This window comes from Mycolicibacterium vulneris (assembly GCF_002104765.1).
Lineage (GTDB): Bacteria > Actinomycetota > Actinomycetes > Mycobacteriales > Mycobacteriaceae > Mycobacterium > Mycobacterium vulneris.
In genome coordinates, this window is record NZ_NCXM01000003.1 from 42,574 (window position 1) to 60,280 (window position 17,707).

The 17,707-nt window shown below is 60.5% G+C and carries 10 protein-coding genes; 3 read left to right on the top strand and 7 right to left on the bottom strand.

Annotation, left to right across the window (positions count from 1 at the left end):
- Window positions 1-10: 10 nt before the first annotated feature.
- Together B8W69_RS03555 and B8W69_RS03560 are read right to left on the bottom strand one after the other, a co-directional pair.
- Window positions 11-1,051 carry an alpha/beta hydrolase gene (locus tag B8W69_RS03555; RefSeq protein WP_085288609.1) on the bottom strand — a complete coding sequence of 347 codons (1,041 nt, stop codon included), beginning with the start codon at window positions 1,049-1,051 and terminating at the stop codon, window positions 11-13.
- A 26-nt stretch (window positions 1,052-1,077) separates the two neighbouring features.
- The gene (locus B8W69_RS03560) at window positions 1,078-2,304 is read right to left on the bottom strand and encodes an alpha/beta hydrolase family protein (RefSeq protein ID WP_085288610.1); all 1,227 of its coding nucleotides are present in this window, start codon (window positions 2,302-2,304) and stop codon (window positions 1,078-1,080) included.
- 105 nt (window positions 2,305-2,409) lie between these two features.
- Here B8W69_RS03560 and B8W69_RS03565 point away from each other — a divergent pair, with 105 nt between their 5' ends.
- Window positions 2,410-2,976, top strand: coding sequence for a TetR/AcrR family transcriptional regulator (locus tag B8W69_RS03565; protein ID WP_439330584.1), 567 nt, complete (start codon window positions 2,410-2,412; stop codon window positions 2,974-2,976).
- A gap of 484 nt (window positions 2,977-3,460) precedes the next feature.
- Here the strand turns inward: B8W69_RS03565 and B8W69_RS03570 are convergent, their stop codons facing one another.
- Window positions 3,461-4,549: an MBL fold metallo-hydrolase gene (locus B8W69_RS03570; protein WP_110881823.1), complete on the bottom strand. Its 1,089-nt coding sequence runs from the start codon at window positions 4,547-4,549 to the stop codon at window positions 3,461-3,463.
- Window positions 4,546-6,660, bottom strand: a complete 2,115-nt coding sequence (locus tag B8W69_RS03575; protein ID WP_133057963.1) for a hypothetical protein — start codon at window positions 6,658-6,660, stop codon at window positions 4,546-4,548. Before B8W69_RS03575 ends, B8W69_RS03570 begins: the two co-directional genes overlap by 4 nt.
- A gap of 514 nt (window positions 6,661-7,174) precedes the next feature.
- Here B8W69_RS03575 and B8W69_RS03580 point away from each other — a divergent pair.
- Both B8W69_RS03580 and B8W69_RS03585 read left to right on the top strand, forming a co-directional pair.
- Window positions 7,175-7,711 (top strand): hypothetical protein, encoded by a 537-nt coding sequence (locus B8W69_RS03580; protein ID WP_085288614.1) that lies wholly within the window; start codon window positions 7,175-7,177, stop codon window positions 7,709-7,711.
- Window positions 7,711-8,121: a hypothetical protein gene (locus tag B8W69_RS03585; protein ID WP_085288615.1), complete on the top strand. Its 411-nt coding sequence runs from the start codon at window positions 7,711-7,713 to the stop codon at window positions 8,119-8,121. The genes B8W69_RS03580 and B8W69_RS03585 overlap by 1 nt, the downstream gene beginning before the upstream one ends.
- Before the next feature lie 358 nt (window positions 8,122-8,479).
- Here B8W69_RS03585 and B8W69_RS03590 read toward each other — a convergent pair whose 3' ends face one another.
- The 3 genes from B8W69_RS03590 to B8W69_RS03600 form a co-directional block, all read right to left on the bottom strand.
- Entirely contained in the window at window positions 8,480-9,157 is a 678-nt protein-coding gene (locus tag B8W69_RS03590; protein ID WP_133057964.1) for a hypothetical protein, read from the bottom strand.
- On the bottom strand, window positions 9,147-15,521 hold the full coding sequence (locus tag B8W69_RS03595; protein ID WP_085288617.1) for a hypothetical protein: 6,375 nt from the start codon (window positions 15,519-15,521) through the stop codon (window positions 9,147-9,149). Before B8W69_RS03595 ends, B8W69_RS03590 begins: the two co-directional genes overlap by 11 nt.
- A 961-nt stretch (window positions 15,522-16,482) precedes the next feature.
- Window positions 16,483-17,706 (bottom strand): hypothetical protein, encoded by a 1,224-nt coding sequence (locus B8W69_RS03600; RefSeq protein ID WP_133057965.1) that lies wholly within the window; start codon window positions 17,704-17,706, stop codon window positions 16,483-16,485.
- Window position 17,707 lies beyond the last annotated feature (1 nt).

The following is a 17,707-nucleotide window of genomic DNA, read 5'->3' on the forward strand; positions in this document are numbered from 1 at the left end:
GGGGTTGAGCTCATGACACGCTCCTCGCGAAGTCGGCGATGTCTGCTGCGGTGTTGCGGCTGATGTCTGGACAGAGCATTGGCAGGATCTCGGTGCCATGGACGGTGCCCATGACTTGGCGGCCACGGGCGGCGACGCCGCTGTCGAGCAGCAGGCGGTAGAAACCGATGCCTTCGTCGCGCAGCGGATCGCATTCGTTGACACTGATCACCACCGGCGGCAGGCCGCGTACGTCGTCGGGGGTGGCCATACCGGGCCAGGCGAGCGGGTTGCGTTGATTGAACGCGTCGATGCCGTAGGCCATGGTGCTGCGGTTTTCCTGCACGAAGATGAAGATCCCCTCGTTCTCGGTCGAGGAGGGGTTCTGCGGCAGCGGCCACTGCCCGGCGATGAACGGGCACATCGCATACAGCCCCGTGATCAGGTCGAGTTCGCCATCCTGTTTGAGCAACATCGCGAGCGCGAGAGTCAGGTTGCCGCCGCCACTTTCACCGGCGACAATGACGCGGTGCGGATCGATGCCGAGTGAAGCCGCGTGCGCGTGGACCCACTTCAGACCGGAGACGCAGTCGTTCAGGCCGGCGGGAAAGGGCGCCACTTCCAGCGCCGTGGACGGGTGTACCGCGTTGCGGAAGTCGACCATGGCCACTGCGACGCCGCGGGCGGCGATCATCCGGCCCCACGTCTTGTAGTTGCCGAGATAGCAGGAGCTGAACTGCATCCGGCCGCCGTGGATGTAATAGACACACGGCAGGACCTCGTCGCCGTCCGGTCGGATGTACTGGATGTTGACGATGTTGCCGTCGGGGGACGAGGTGAAGGTTTCGGTGCGCACGCTCAGGCCGCTCAAGGGTGCGAGGTCCTCGCTGTCCATCGCGTTGAACAGGGCGTTTACGCGATTTTGGGCGGCCAGCGCTGCCGGGGTGTTTTCCTGCGCCAGGAGTTCCTCGCGACTGGAGACGTTGGGTCGGACCGTCCCCAGGTCGATGCCGGCGAGGAACGCCTTGATCCGGGGATCAATCCGGGGGTCGAGTTCGACCTTGCTTGTCACATGCGGATCCTCTCGCGTTTCGGCGCTCAGTGGCCGGCGAGAACGTCGTCGAGCCAGTCGTAGATTCGCGCGAAGGCCAGACGCCCTGCGCCAGCCTGACAGTGGGCGCCGGCTCCTTCGGCCTCGGTGAAGTCGAGCAGTGTCTTCGGGCAGGTGAGGTGGTCGAACAGCAGCTGGGGTTGGCCCTCGAAGAAGATGTCGGTGGCCGCTTCGCAGACCAGGGTCGGGCAGGTGATCTGCTCGGCGATCCCGTCGGCGAGCGTGTAGTCGAGGTAGGAGGCGAAGAACGCCCGGGGGCTGTCGACACCCATGACATATTGGCCGTGCGTCGCAGCCCAGCGGATGTTCGGGTCGGATGCCATGAGCTGCGCGATCATGGCGTCGGCCTGCGGCGCGGACTCGGCCCGCAGCACGGCTTCAGCCTCGGCGCGGGGACCGGGCATGGATCGGGTTACGGTCAGACCCAGGTCGTAGACGCCGTCGAAGGCGATGCAGGCGGCGAGGCGCGGTTCGTAGGCGGCCGCCCGCGGCGCCAACAGTCCACCCATGGACGCCCCGAGCAGCGCCACCCGGTCGGGGTCGACACCGGGACGGTTCAGTACCCAGTCCAGGACGGGTGTGACGACGTGTTCCCAATCGTGCCGGAAGACCAGCCCGTCGAAGTGCAGCGCGGCCGGCTGGCCCGGCCCGTCGAACGTGACCACGTTGTAGCCACGCTCTTGGCCTGCCGCGGCGCCCAGATAATGCATCTCTTCGCATGTGCCGTCGAATCCGCTGTGCATGATGATCGTTGGCCTTGGACCGCTGTCGCCGCCGCGACGGAGGGCGGGATAGAAGTAACCGTGCAACACGGTGTCCTCATACGGGATCTCGACCGGCTCCACGGGCGGATCGAACAGGGCGGCCGCGCCAGCGAAGCATTCGCGGGCCCGGGTGTACGCGTGGTGGATGCGCGGATCGTCAGGGTTGCCGTGCAAATAGAAGTCGGCTGACCGGTAGTAGTTGCTGGCCCGCAGCAGACCGTCGCGGGCGCTGACGAGATGCCCTGCAGCATGGGCCTTCTCCGCCTCGACGGCGATTCGGTCCGCGGTGGCCAGCCACTGGTCGTGCCAGCTGTCGTAGTCGCCCGCGGTAATGGCCTGGGCCGTGGTAAGCACCTCGCCGATGTCGGCGCCGCCGTATGGGGTGGCTCCGAGCACCCGCAGTGTCTCGAACCAGAAGGAGGTGTCATCGGGGAAGAGGACCGGTTGCACGGGTGCTCCTTAAGTCGTTTGAGTTGCTTTAAGACACGGTACGGCCATTCGATGCTAAAAGCAATAGGAATGCTTTAAGCTGGCGGTGTGACAGAACCCCGGGAAGTGCGTCGCCGCCCAGGGGGGCGAAGTGCCCGAGTAACGGCGGCAGTTCATAAGGCGGTGGACGGGCTGCTAAACGATTGCGGCCCAGGCGGATTCACGGTGGCCGATGTGGCCCGACGTGCGGGCGTCAACCCGACGAGCATCCATCGGCGGTGGGGCAGCTTAGAGGCGCTCATCCTCGAGGTCGAGGCGGACAGACTCGCCGAGATCTCACCATTGCCGGACACCGGAACGCTGCGCGGCGATCTTCTCGCCTACGCCCGGACCGTCGCCGCCGACGTCGGCCGACCAGGCGGATTGGCGTTCCTGCATGCGTTGATCGGTGCCCGCGACGTGAACACCGAACAGCGGTCCGCTCCCCTCCTGCGGCGGGCGGCACAGCTTCAGACGATGCTTGACCGCGCCCGCGATCGCGGCGAACCGTCGCTGCTCTACACCGCTGTCGTGGATTGCGTCCTGGCCCCGGTCTACCTGCGGTACCTGCTCGGCGTGGATATCGACGAGCCGGACCTCGAACTGTTCGTCGCCCGCACTCTCGCCTCGCCGGAGCTGCCAAATACCGGCTGACACGGGGCTATTTGCCTGCCTGGCCGCGGATCACCGTTGTTCAAAAAGAACCGAAGCCATTGCTGGTGGTCTTCGCTGCAAGACACGCCTGCCTACTTTGACACTCAATGTCTGCTTGGCCGAAAGCCGTATGGCGCGGGCAGTAGCTTCTAGCCATGAGTAATGTCTTCTCCCGCAGCGACATAACTCTGACCGGCAGAAAATCCTTTGCGCCGAGCCTAGATGTTGCCGGGCGGGTCGTGGATCAAGACGACCTTGTCAAACAAGCTTGCACGTTTGCCAATCTTCGCTGCATCTCGACAACTACTGTCGAGATGCAACGAAGATTGACAAGACACGCCTAGCTACTTTGACGAAACGTCGGCGTGTCGCGGAGGCTTGCTAATCTTCGCTGCATAATCCCAGGTCAGCGTCCCATTCGCGGCCTGCTCTGGGCCCTTCACTCGCCCGCTCAAGTCCCTGCTCTGTCAAATTGTGCCTACGTCTAGCTAGTCAGAGGAGCTGTCGCGAGCACAGAGTTGACGTTGAATGCGCTTCCAAATCGACTGATACGCCACTGGGCCTCACCCGCCCGTCGACGGGCTCGCACCACGCCAGTGAGTCTGGGATTGCTTACGGTGAAACCAAATTCATTCATCCAGGGCGCGGACGTCGGCGCCGCCTGATGCAGCTGGCCACGCTTACACAAGCGGACCCAGTCCGCGTGAGTCGGCAGTCTGACCGAGCCTGTCTCGAATGGCGTGACCGCCAGTTCACGCGGTTCTTGGGTCAGCGCCCCCCACATTGGCTCGTGATCAGCACCTGCGCTGCCGTGATGGGGAATTTTCACCAAGTCAGCGGGCTTCAAGTGGCCGTGGTCTCGCTCAGCCAACACAGCGGCCCAGCCGCAATTGGCCGGCGTATTCTCTAGGTCAGCACCAAGCAACGCATGGCCTGCCGGGGTCTCAAGGTGAAGCACGACGCTGCAGGAATTCTGGCGGCGCAACTCGGTGCGAACTGCCGGCCAGCCCTTACCAACACAATCCGCTATCGCTACTTGTGACTCGCGAATTGCGGCATCGAGCGGCGACAGCGCCGTCAGTCGAACGTCGTCTGCGTAAGGTCGTGACCAACCGACTTGGAGAGTGCGAAGGCCGTCCAAGAATCTCGCGCGCTTCCTCTCAAGCGCGCGGTTGAGCGTGTCGGGCACTTCACCGAACACTGTCGGCTCGCCCCGATCGCTGCTGAACAAACTCTGAAAGAGACTGACCCCCAACGGTGCCGTAACCAAGAGCTGCGCATCCATGTAGTAGCCGTGCAGCAGACCAACACCTTCGAAGTGGTCCTTATGAAAATGAGTCAGATAAATATCTCTGACGCGTTCCGGCCTCACCTGCATGTTGTCGAGGTACCAACGAGCGGCCGGCATATCGGTCCAATCCTCGTCCGCTGACCCGTCAATGCCGTAGTGAAAAAGACTGTCGACGATGGCCCACTGTTCTCGGCCCACGTGCATAACCACGCACTCTCCGAAGCCTCGACCTAAAAGCGTGACCTCGAATTCGTCTGAATCAGGCGGTGTCCCAAGCGTCATCCGGCGTGTACTGCAGCAACAGCTGCAGCTAGTTGCGGGTCATCCAGCGGTGGCTCATGTCGAACTCTCACACGTGAGGTTCGATCGAAACTTTCGTCGGCGTCGCGTTGAAACACGGTCCAGACCACCAACGAGCCCTCTTGCAACGCTCTGCCGTCCCTGTCGGAAAGTCGCGCCAGCGGCATCTGCACTGTTTGCGCCTGGCTCTCGCCGGTTGCATCAAACTGGACGCTGAAGAATCCATCGCGGATTGAGACGACTTCCCCGTCGGATTGCGACAAGATATCGCCAGGTACGGCTTTCTCAATGAGAGACTTGAGCTCCTCCAGTCTCCCGACCGGCGTGGTGGTTTCGGCTCGCGTGACCGCAGTCGTGGCTAGTGTGGAAGCAACGCTTTTCAGCGGAAAGCCCGAGTTAGCCGCTCTGCAGTAGGCGTCCCATTCCCCGGTCTCGGCTGCTTGGGTGAGTGGCGTCATCGCGAGTGAAGCCGTTTCGCCTATCCGGTAGCACCGATAGACGACATCGCGGGTCTCGTCATACTGGGTGACAGGGACGATGATCCCTAAGTCGTTGCCGGTGTCAATCCCAAGCGTGATTAGTGCGCGATCCCAAGATGAGCCCAAAAGCGCATCAGGCAAAAGCGCGGCTGTCAAATCTCGCAGAGTGATTCCTTGCGACAGAACCCTCTGCTCCCTGCCGGAAGCGAACCTGTCCTCATACTCAGCGAGAGTTCGCATAGCTCGAATTGCGCTGCGCTGCGCCGCTTCATACACCTCGTTGATCTGGCCGAAAACGGAGCAAATGGCGTGGCCGAAAATTAGTCCAACCTTGCTCACTTCGCCTGCGCTCGGCCTGATCGGGGTACCGGTCGATGCGATGATTTCGCGGTTCTCCGACAACAGCTTTCGAAGAAGTGGCTCACGGAGCAACGGAGACGAACTTGGCCGCGCGATCGGAGCCCGAGTGACGGCGTACTGCTCGTCACATTTTCGTCCGCGGTAGCCCTCAGTAATCCCGTCGATCAGCTTATCGATTAATGGGGCGTACGAGCCGAAATACATCCGTACGTGTAGGGGGTCCAACCTCGCAGTCGCAAGCTCTGGATTACCTTGGTCAGCCGCGGCCAGTGCTTCTTCAAGCACGCAAGTCGCAACGTACATCTGCACCAGACGGTGTCGGGCGACGGGAGACCACTGATCCGAAGCTAGCTGGACGGAACCCATGTTGTCGACGACCGAACGACTATTGGTGATCGCGATCAGAGCCGCATCTAATTGACTTGTCGAGCACGGCGATAGCATCGCGATTGGCACGATGCGGACTCTCACCTGACGATCTCCGCCGAAGCGGACGTAACTGCGTAGTTTCATAATGTCGATGAGCTGCGCGACTTCTTGAGGCAGCCGGCCCAGGATCCGACGCACCGTCAAGTCGGTCGGAACTTGCGTATAGCAAAGCTGGCCGGGATCACCGAAAACGGGTGCCGTGACATCGGCGGCGTACCAATTTTCGTGCGACAGGTATCGCAGCCAGCGCTCCTCTGTCGTATGAATGACAGTGGTCGTAGGAAAGTCACTGAACAATGGCATTCCCTCAGCGAACAGCGTCGCGACCACCTGTTCAGCGAACCGCGCGACCTCTGCCGAAGAGCGTTTCTGGAGACCCTCAAGTTTGACCGCATCGACGAGATAGTCGGCCTTCTGCTCACTATCGATGCAAACCGCCACGCATTCGACGCTTCCGCCTTGGGGAAGGCGAGCCTCGATCTCGGCGTAGATCCGAAGAAGCGTCGTTCCCACGACCACGCTGTCGTCGAGGAGAAGAACCCGACTCCACTTCCATTTACCAGGGACGTCCAGGAACCGATCGGATATAACCTCGCAGACGTCCTCCAACGGATGCATGCCATTCGCAACCAGCAGCTGATACACGCACGCCAGTCGGCGTGCCGCCAGAACCACGACGTCGATCTCTCTTGCCTCAGCCCGCCGACGCGCCAACGCGAACACCTCGATCAGACCTCTCCGGAGGTCGTCATCTTGGATGCGATGCAGTACTCCATCGAGCTTGCGCTGGGGGCGACCCCTAAACATTTCAAATGGGGAGGGCATCTGACCACACTAATGGCGAGCGCAGCTGCAGCGTCACGCGCGGCGGCCCGACCGAAGTCAGCGTCTCGACACACGCGACCGACTGCACTCTCAAACGACCAGTTGCACAACGCGCTACCGCGATCATCCGGACATCCTCAGTCGCCACATGTTGCATCGTCCACAATTCTAATCGCGACGTGGGGAAATACGGCGGATTGAAGTCACATCTGCCTCGGCAGCCCCAAGAGGCTGGGGAGGCAACGACGCGCTTCTAATGCCAATCTGACGGGGAACTAGATGTCTCATTTCTCTCAAAACTGAATCCCGCATACCGGCCACTTGCATGATTGCGGTTACCAGTCGACCACTCTCAGCAGGATCCGCGTTGGCGGAACTTACATAAGGCGCTGAGCAGTGCAAAATCAGTGGTTGATCAACGGGGTCGAACGTAGACACGACACACGAGGCGCGGGTGGTTGCAGCGGGCGAAGTAACAAACTGCGGCTGAACCAATGCCCTAGCGGGAGGTCCAATGGCGAACAGCTACACACCAGAAGAGCGCACACAGCTCGCGTCCGTCCTCGGATGCTCGATAGATGAGATCGACGACCGGATAAAAGGATTCGTTGCTGCCGCGCACGAGGAGTACGTGCGAATGATGTTGGGGCAGCACGTCTACAGCAGAGGTCAGGATATCAAGGTCTACCGGCTCTGCCTTTTGATTAAGCATGCATTCGGCGAAATACCTACCGAGGGTGAAGTGAGCGCAATCTTTCAGACCACCACCACCGAAAGTCGTAGCCTCCTGCGAGCCGTGAGAGCGAAGTATCAGTACGAATTACGACAAGCGACCCACGATACAATGGCCAGGGTATTCACGCAGGCGACGCAGGATGCCGATGCCGACACCTGGTCCCTTATCTGCGGGTCGGAGAACATCATCGAAGAGATGAACGACGCGATCGCGCGGTACAACGGGGCACTGCCTAAGATTAAGCGGGCGGCCGGAACTGCGGGTCAGTACGTTATCGAAGCTTCCACACATGCCGCTCTCACCTCAATACTCTGATGGATGTGACCGGCGACCTACTCAGCGCAGCGAGCCTTCTTCTCGCCAGCGTCGGTTTGCTTTTCTCCGCATGGCAGGCGGAAATAACCTCCGCCGTGGAGGTCTCGATCAAGGGAATGCGAGCCGACCGAGGTCCTCGGATCTCTCAAGTCAAGCAGGCGTTGCTTTTTCGCGCCCTCCCCTTGCTACTTGCCGTCTTGTTGATCGTAGCGACTCTCGCGCCACCAGCTCTCGGCGTAATTATTCACTCGCTGACCGACTGCCGCGGTAATCCGTATGACCCCATCAGGGCGATGTTTCTTGGAGTGTGGATCCTGGCGGTGGGACTGGCATTTGCGGTCGGATCCCAACTGATAAAGCTCAATTCGAAGCGACGGCTCCTCAATCGGCCCGATGCAGCGACGACATAACGCGTTGCCGGACTCAAGCAGCGTTGCTATTTCGCTTTAACACCCGTGGCGCTTCGTCCACGGCTAGCTACGAAGCTGCGAAACTCTCTGGTCGTCAACGTAAGTCAGCGCAACAGCTGCTCGTATTTCTTGTCGAGATGCAGTGAAGATTGACGAGACACGCCTGCCTACTTTGACAAAACATCGGCGTGTCGCGGAGGCTTGTCAATCTTCGCTGCATAATCCCAGCTCAACCCGGTTCCAGGCCTGCTCGGTCTTTCCACGATCTCAAATAATCCGTTAGTTCGAATGGCGCCAGCAGCGCTGCGATAAGCGGCATTCCGCTGCCAGCGTCAATGCGACGTTTGGAATGTCGCAATCACGTATCGCGATGGTTGAGCCATTGCTTCACAGCGCGCAAACTCTCACTTAAGCTGTCAATAGCTTCGATAAGGCGCTCGGTAGCTACCGACACCGGCTCGACACTGAGAGATTTGTCATCGGCGGTGTCTGAAGTGCCATCAAGGTCCTTGCGCGGGTCGCTGCGCAGGCGCTCCAACCGTCGGATCGCTCTGCGGTAGTCATCCTCCAGGACATCTCGAGCTACTGAAGTCCACTCCTCTTCTTCATCGGATGCTTGCGCTCCTGCGACCGCTACAGCCAACCGGACTACTTTGCGTGCACCGGCGTCGAGCGCGCACGCCGCTTCCAGCAGATCGGACACCATTAAGCTATCCGGCGCTGGGGCCCGTGAATTTCTGAACAGATCGAAGTAGCCCCAACGCGTATCCCCAGCGAGTCGGTCCAGCGCGGCGAAAATGTTGTCGAAATTGCCAAGCGGTGTTCCCGCCATCGGTAGCTCCCGCCGTCGCTGCCACAACTGAAGTACAACGTCAAACGCCTCTCTACGGGCAGAATCGCGCGCTTGACCTGACAGACGTTCGCTTTTAGCGAGGACCTCTGCTAGGTACTCAGCCATCCAGCGCCCCAGAAAGTCGTCCTCGTCCAACGTGGATGCAAGTCGTTGGCCCAGTGCAACAACATCGTCATAACTCAATGCGAAGGCCGTCCTTCCCGATCACGTAGTACATCGTGGACGATTCGACGTAGGACACGTTGTCCTCGTCCAAATGATCTCTGTAAGAGCGCCTTTCGTGATGAGAGAAAGGGTGGATAGTGACTTGAACGAGCAACAATCGTCTTTCACAGGCTATTAGCTCCGCCAAAAAACCCCGATCGATCACTAGTTCGTCACCGGACGACCCCACCATCTCGCTCTGGCTCACCTCCTCGCGATCGTCCCAAACCACCGAATGCATCACCGCGCGATCGCCTCTCGTCCATGACCGTAAATCCTCGTCTCCGCGGAGCCCGTACATGGCTACGACCTCGTCGCACGGCCGAGCTGGTGGGTAGCCGATCCGACCTGCAAATGGGTCTTGGGCATCCCGCCCGGTACTCGCGCCACCGTCGCGGATCCAACCCTTCAGCGAGAACCGTCCCGCCTTCGACGACTCATAGTCCCCTGCTGCCGGCAGCGATAGCGGCGTAGTGGATTGCGCTGAGCGGACGGCACGAAGAAACGACTCAGCGACAACAGGATCAATCAGCGCACTCCTCACGTGGGAGTCCAGCGAGCGCGATCGGGTCACGACTTCCCGCTTACCCCATACCATGATGGTCGTCGCAGAAGGCTCCAGGATCTCCTCGAAATCGTCCCGGCGAACGGCGAACAACCAGTCGTCGTCTCGTACCGACGAATCAGTGGAGGAAAACTCTCCAATTGCCTTCACCGGCGGAGCAAGGTCTCGGCGGTCTGAGAGCCATCGCCCATCGCCGCGAGTCACTCGATGTTTGGAGAGAAAGCGTTGGTACTCGTCGTCACCTTCGTCGTAGCGGCGCACAACCGGAAGGCGGCGCACGAGCCTGCCTGCTAGCTCACTAATCGCGTGTATCGCACCATAGAAACCAAGATCATCACTGCTGGGCCAATCTGACCGGTACGCCTTCGTCGGCCCCTCGTAGAGGCCGAGTTCGCGCCGGGCATCCTGCGTAGGCAATCGCCCCGCCCCGTCTCCCGCCTCGGCGCCCGCAAGGTCTCCCACGAGTCGTTCGACCGCGTCCCTGTGCAGTCCGAACGCGTCTCCCAACGGTGCGCACCAGTCGTCTCGGAAGTCGATGAAATAGCGGAATTCGTTGTCGCCCGGATACTCCTGCATCGACTCGTCGTCGTCGAATTCGGCGATGCACGCCGAGAGATCACCGTCGCTCGCCTCGACCGTAAGCAGGTCGGAAAGCGTGAGGACTCTGCGGTATTTGAAATCTAAATCCTCGTTAACCTCGGCGACCGGCGTCCCGATAGTTGCGATGTAGTCCATTTCTTTCTGAGACCAGCGAATGAGGCCGGCGCTGTGCAACGAGCGCACGCAGTGTCGCGCTGAATGCTGCATCACGACGTGTGGTGGTTGGTCCAGAAGGAGAGTTCGCAATAGCGGCTCGAAGATCGCGACCGTCACGAGTTCTGCTCGCGCTTGAGACGCGTGAGCCATCGCGAACAGTAACCACTGCAAGGCATGTTTGCGATAGAAAACGAGGCGCGGGTCCACGAAACCCGACAACCAACGGGAGTCGGTGGCAGCAGCGAACAACGCAATTGCCATGGGGAGTTCGCCGAATTGCAGCAAGAGATCGACGGCGTGGGCTGCGCGCCAACGGACCTCGGCGCGCGGGTCGCCAAGCGCTGCCCAAAGAAATGCGGCGACCGCTTCGGTGACAGTCTTGGGCTGGAGCGCCGCGGCTTCACCCCGATCGTCAGTCGAACATTCTGAGACAACGTCGCCGAATAGTGAGGCACATTCGTCGAACACCTCGGCAACGCCGTTATCGTCCAGTCGGTCACTTAATCTGGTCGCGAGGGAATAACATTCGTCTGAGCTAAGGCGATCCGGAAGTTTCCCCAGGCGCTCGAGAGCGTCACCAATGAACTGATCGGCGTCCCACCCAGTGAGGCGGGCCAGTACGTCGAGATCCAAAGGCTCATACCGCGCGCACGTCAGCTGACGCGGAAACCGTTCGAGCACCACCTCGCACAGGGCGCGAGCTTCACCGCGTAGCGCAAGGGGGAGGTAGTTGATGGATTTGAGACGACCGAGCACCCTATTGCAGTCGAACAGATTGAACTCGTCACTGCCCCGGAAAGCAGCGAGAACCTCAGCCAGGTCCACCGTCGGGCCGCTCAGGGCCGCATCGATGACGTCATCACTGGAACCTCGTGAAACGTTGCCACGCGCAGACCGCAGTGCAGAGTTCCATACCTCGGCGGAACGGAAATCCAGCTCTTCATGGGATTCGGCGACGTTCAGGTAAGGAGAACTCCCACTCGCACCTGTGGAGAACCAGTCACGGCTGGTGAAGCCGTCTAATCGGACAGGCTTGCGCACAGCACGGTAAATCGGGTCGTACTTGGTCCCTCCAAGGTCGACGGCGGCCTGAGCTGCGGCCGCATCAATTTCCGCGTAGTCCTCGTCGGAGCGCGGGGTGGACCGTTCGAAGTCACCGAACGCCTTCGCAATTAAGGCCCCTCGTTCTGGCGCGCTTCGGAACGCAGCGGTCAGCCAGTGCACCCTGGGAACCCGCTCACTTAAGGCGGCGAACGCTAATGCGATAGTCGGTTCTAATTCAGCATCGCTGTCTCGGCTGGCGAACGCGACGGAGATGGCGTCGATGTCGGCAACGCAGCGATCACGCCAACGCGAGGCACCCGCGATCGCCTCAATGGGACTTAAGGTTCCGGCAATCATAAGAGGATCAGCCGCCCAGATGCCGTCGCCCATGTAGGGCATGACGCACTCTGCGATTCGCAGTAGGCGCTGCGCTCGTTCATCATCCGGCGACGAACGACGCCCGAAGTGTTTGGCGAGCAGAGTGAAAGTCCGCCAGCGTTCGTATAAGTCGTCGCCTGCGTGCTCGGAGATCTTGAGGGCCTCGTGAAAGTGTTCGCGGCCTTCGTTGGGATCGAGTCGGTACGAGGCTCGCCCGAGAGCTACGAGCGCATCGCATGCCGCGGCGGACTCATCACGGGCAGTGGCGACGCTATCGCGCACTAATTGCGCTGCAACCGGGACGATATCGCGCAATTGGACAGATCCACTTGCCACACGAACAACTTCTGTGAGCGTCGGCCATGACATGAACTGGGCATTCTGTTCACACCACACGGCGAGCTTGTCGCACATTTCGGGGGCTTCGATGCGTGACAGAATCCGCACGGCAACCCGGGGTAACGCGTTGATGAGAAATCTTGGCGGGTCGTAGTCGGAGTATTTGCGCATGTGCTCGCCGCGGAGTTGATCGTAGTGACACGCGATCTCGTGCTCAGATCCCACGACCGAAGACACCCAAAGATTCATCCAGCGGCACAGCGGTACGACGGTCGTATTGTGTTCGTGAAGCGTTCTGCTACCTCTAACGCCCCGCTCTTTGTCCTTCTCCAGGCGCGGATCGGCAATCGAATCGGGGTCGAGTTGCGATCCGTTCAAGTGCGAACGAACCGCGAACCCACGCATCAGAGTCGCAGCTTTCGGGCGGTACCACGACGCTACGGCGGAGCCCGGATTATCTGGCAGGTACAGATCAAGGATCTGAACGCCCTCTTCGCGTGAGACGGTTCCGAACCGAAACGCCAAAGCCACAATCCAGACAATCCCGTCCAAGCCGGGCAACTCATCGGAGTAGTCATATTTTCGTCTGGCGACCAGCTCCATAGGCTTGCGATGTCGTCTCAAAGTGGAAAGCAATGTGCGCACGACATCTTCTGGCGCGTCGATGTCATACTCCCAAAGAGTCTGCGCTACAGCTAATTTCAGATGCTTTGGTCGGCCCTTTCCCCTTACGAGTTCTAACAGGTCGTCGATGCGCCCTACGTCGCCAAGACGGCGGGCGACGATCAACCCAGCCTCGAACGCGATGGTGAGGGGTTTCCACCGCTCGAGAAATGCGGCGCAGGCGGCAGGGCCGTCAGTGTTCAACGCGCCCCAGGCGAGGTCGGCGATGTCACGAATCTCGACACTAGGCGTGTGATCTTCGGTTGACGGCCGGCGAACCCAGGCGGTGGTCCATTCGACTGCACCACGTAGGTGGTGTCGTGCGAGATCACGTTGTCCCCTTGCTGTTGCGAGCATGGCTGATTCGCTCACGACGTTCGCACCGGGCCAGTCTCCGGCAAGTGCTCGTGTGGCGATGAGGTGCTCTTGCAGACTGGGATCAAGAAACTCAGATGCGAGATCCGGGTTGTCGCGGATGAGCTTCAATCGACGACCATGCCCCGCGGCCAGCTTGCCTGCATTGAGCGCTAGCCGAGCAGCGGCGAGTTCGTTGCCGCCACGCAGCGCGCCTTTGAGTGCAACCTGCACTGTATGTTGCGCTATCTCGTATCTCTCGAGATCCGATTGGTTATATGAAAGTTGCTGGCCTTCAGCGCGATGTGCCAGATTCAGTGCTAAATCGATGAGTGCATCGATGCGGCCTGCCTCCAGTAATAGGTCGGGAAGCGATGTCGCGAGATACGGGTCATCGTCAGCAAGTTGCATCACACGATCGAGGAACTCATTTAGCCTCGTACCGGTGGGGCGGCAATTCTCGTGAAACCAGGTTTCGGTTGGCTCGTCGCGAAACTGCACGGCGCCTGAGTCGATGAGTAGCGGTCGGCCTAAGTCTGAGACGAAGCTCTCGACGAGTGGTTCAGGTACTCCGGCGACCGCGGCTAGCACTTGGGTTGGGATCATTGGCCGCAGCGCTGCAAGCGCTTCGCATAGACGATCGACCTCGTGCGGCGCGTTGCTATGTGCATCGCGCGCGTTTTCGATCGCATCACGAATCGACTTGTATATGATGGTTTCTGGAGTTTGGTCGAGACCTCCGAGATCGCTGAGCGCCTGCTGCACTGACGCTTTCGAGGCAAGTGCTGCTGCCTGCGCTCGCGGATGTCCCCGCGTAATCCGGTGGAATTCGGCTATGTCGCCGCCGGGAACCGAAAGGAATCGAGTCCGCAGAAATCGTGCCGTTTCCTGCAAAGAGAAGCCTTTCAGCTCACGGGTCACTGCGCTGGGGGGCGGATTGAGCAAGTCCAGCCGCTCTGTGCGGCAGAACAGCACTAGGCGGCAGTTGGCCGGCATCGATTCACGCAGCAGGCCTGACACGAACGATCTTGTGCCGGTGTCTCGAGCGACCAATGCTGCATTATCCGCAGCATCGACAGCGATTGTGACTAGCGATCGTGGCTCGCGCTTCGCAAGTAAGTTACAGGCTTGCTCGATGCGCTGACGAAAAATTCGAAAGTAGTCGTTGTCGCTGGCCGTTGGCGACGGCAGAACGAGATCGCTTAGGCCCTTGGCCGCCAGCTCGTTGCAGATTTGGACGAGCGCATGGCGGGCTTCGTGCCTCGGGCTACTGGGGCGCCGATATGTGCCGTTTCCGAAACAGTCGTAGACCACCGTAGTGGAGCCGGTGGGCATGAATGCTCCGAAGGCGTGCGCGAGCACGCTCTTGCCGACACCCCCCGTCGCGTGACCGATCACTGCAGACGAGTCGTTGCTTTCTGTCACCGTTGCCGCGAAGGCATGGAACTGATCAGTTTCAAGAAGATCTTCAGGAGAAGAAAACAGATTCGGAGCGGGCAGGATTTGGTCCTCGGTGACCTTCAACGCGGCGAGGACGTCGTGTCGTGTCGCGAAATTCCTCGCCGAATATTCAGATGTGGCTCGAACGGCAATCATTTCCTTGAGGAGGACGTAGCCATCGGTCGGCGCTCCGGGGAGGTAGCCGCTCACCTGGCGCTCGAGTTGACCACGTTGATCGATCAAGCCGCGCTCGGCGTCCTCAAGTAGAAATTTTTCGAGGAAGTCAGCTACCCGGTCGTCGCCAACGATTGGCGCAACTAATCTTGATATATATGAGATGTCTCGGCTCGCCTTGCGATTCGGCCCGCCAGAACCTTCGCGCAAGGCGGCTAACGCCCTGTGTATCTCAGGCTTGGCGGGCCGGTTCGTCGTCAGTATGTAGGTCGTCCGCCCGATCCTGGAAGGATGTTCGTCCCGAATGGCAGCGTACTTCTTTGCGAAGCCGACCAACGTCTTCTTCATCCAGGAGGCGGTCCACTGACTGTGATCGTTGACGGTCGAGTGCTTGAATTGCCGATAGATGACCTGTTCAGCAGTGGCAAGGTTTTTCGTGCCGTAGTACTCAGCTATGTCGATGACTTCTTCGCCGCCCCCGGACTGGGTGTCCGCAGCGGACGTGCCTTCGACGGCGATCATCACCATGCGGCTGGTCGGGTCAAGCATGGACAGCGATCTCCGTGCCGCCCAGACGTAGTGAAATTGATCGCCGTCGCGACTCGGGCGTACGTACTCAGCGGAGTCCATCAAGCTAGATTACGAAGCGCGACAATCCGAAAGCCGCTGAACTCGATAGTTCATGCCGATCTTCAGGGTTGCGAGAATCTCCACAGTTGAGATCCGCGATGGCTGATCGCGACGATGCTGTATCGAATATCCGAGTTTGGCCAAGATACCTTCCGGTAAACGACAAAAATATTTGCCGCCAGATCCCTGGCCATATACGCCTTGGCTACGGGCACAGGCGGATCTTCAGCGAAGTCATCAGACTGCATTTCGTTTACGAGATCGAGGACAGCCCGCTGCTCCTCGCTAGATAGACCCAGCAGGACGCCCAGAGTGCCACCCGAGAACGACACACGCGACCGCTGTGCTCGCACTTCCTGTTCGAACTGCTCTTCGTTGGCGATAGTTAGCCCCTCGCGCGAAAGCCTCGGCGTCTGAATTTTTCTGGTTCTGAGGCTACCCGCCCAACAGACTTTCTCTTCCCTAATCTCGAGTGATGGCCCGGACAGGAGCTATGCACCGGCAACGCCTCAGCTACTATTAGGTGGCTGGATTGAGCCCGGTAACACCGGGTCTGGCACTGCTCATGGTTGCGGTGGCTGTAATGCTCTACGTCACACCAGCGCTCGTGTCTCGTCTCCGAGACGGCAAGCGAAAGGAGGCAATGCGTATGAACGGTGACTGCAATGAGAGTCAGATGCTTATCGCATCTACAACTGTTACATCAGCTCTGATGACAAACATCGCTGCCGCAGCTGTAGTGCCGGGCTGAGTCCAGCAAACTCGCACATTGGATGCCTGTCAGATCTGGCTCATTTGGTCAGAATCCGATTCGTCACGCGGCGACCACATGAGCGACGGGCGCCGATGGTGAACCGGACCGCCGCTCAGACAACGACAACTCGAGTTGGTAAGCCGATAATTCCGAGATGCGTCACTGGGCGCAGCGGGGGTCGCGGCAATCCCGACGAGATGGCTCTGCTCAACGCGAGCCGACCTCGCGGGAGATCTCAACGATCTGCCCGCGGATCGCCCAGCACTTATCGACCGGTTCGGCTGGCAACAGTTCGCCGGCCAAGCACCAGTGATCGCCGGGGTTCCAGGTGCCGGCCGGTCGGTGCGGTCGGACCAGTTGCGGCACCGTGCCGAGCACCGCGCGCTGTTCGTCGCTCAGATAGTGGGCGATTTCGGTGCTTGGCGCCGGCAGCGCGGTCGCAAGTCGGGCCGCGACATCGGCGAGGACGGCGGTGTCGGTGTGGGCCTGGAAGGAGGCGATCACGCCATCGAGGATGTTTTTCATCTTCAGGTCCGGCCGCGGCTCTCCGACGGTATGCGGCGATCGGATCGTCACTGTGACGGCAAATGGTGTGCCGGCGCGCAGCGGTATCGGAGCCACGGTGGCGGTGTGGTTGCGCTTTAGTGCCAGCCACACCTGGGCGACCCTCCGATCTTCGGGGAAGGCGCCGAGCTCGACCCAGTCGAACGACGCCAGCTCTCGCACTGCGTGCCATCGTTTGAAGCCTGCGGATGCTGGTTGTAGCTCGTAGCGGTAGTAGAACGGATAGTCGGCGCCGTCGCTGGCGGGTGGAACTTTGGTGCCTTGTTCGAAGCGGATTCCGTTCGCTCCCGCTGTTTTGAAGGCGTCGATGTTGTACAGCAGGAGGTTTTCGACGTCCGAGTCGTCGGGTCTGTCGCCGACGAAGGTGGCGTGCAAGATCTGCCCGGCGGAGGGCTTCAGCTTCCGGAGCAGCGTGCGCAGGTCGTTGCGCAGATCGTGTTGCCACGGTGGACGCGCGGCACCGTAGCGGAGGTAGTCATCGGCCCAAGCCTGAACGGCACGGCACTGTGTGGTCGGGCCCTCGGTGCGGGCGCGGCCCTCGGGAAGCGGCGCCTTGGCGTGGCGGCGAACTGCCGCGGCCGGGCGGGCCGGCTGAGCGCGGTAGCAGGAGCCGCATGGCGGCGGCAACGGAAGCGTGTGTTCGGCCGCCCACTGCTCGAGCTCGGCCACCTCGACGGCGCAGACCTTTGTGTACGAGCCGGTCGCGGACTTACCTCGACGAGGGGCGATGTGGGAGCAGGGGGCGTGGTGCACCTTCGCCTCGGTGGGACTGTGGCTGGCTGCAATGTTGAGCACATAGCCGGTGCGATGGGTTGCCAGCCATGTCGCGTAGCCGCGGTCGTCGTTGCGGAACTCATGTGCTGCCACG

Excerpts from the sequence above, each read along its gene's own strand:
- B8W69_RS03585 (WP_085288615.1), top strand. The coding sequence starts at position 7,711 with ATGGATGTGACCGGCGACCTACTCAGCGCAGCGAGCCTTCTTCTCGCC.
- B8W69_RS03580 (WP_085288614.1), top strand. The coding sequence starts at position 7,175 with ATGGCGAACAGCTACACACCAGAAGAGCGCACACAGCTCGCGTCCGTC.
- B8W69_RS03570 (WP_110881823.1), bottom strand. The coding sequence starts at position 4,549 with ATGACGCTTGGGACACCGCCTGATTCAGACGAATTCGAGGTCACGCTT.
- B8W69_RS03595 (WP_085288617.1), bottom strand. The coding sequence starts at position 15,521 with ATGGACTCCGCTGAGTACGTACGCCCGAGTCGCGACGGCGATCAATTT.
- B8W69_RS03575 (WP_133057963.1), bottom strand. The coding sequence starts at position 6,660 with ATGCCCTCCCCATTTGAAATGTTTAGGGGTCGCCCCCAGCGCAAGCTC.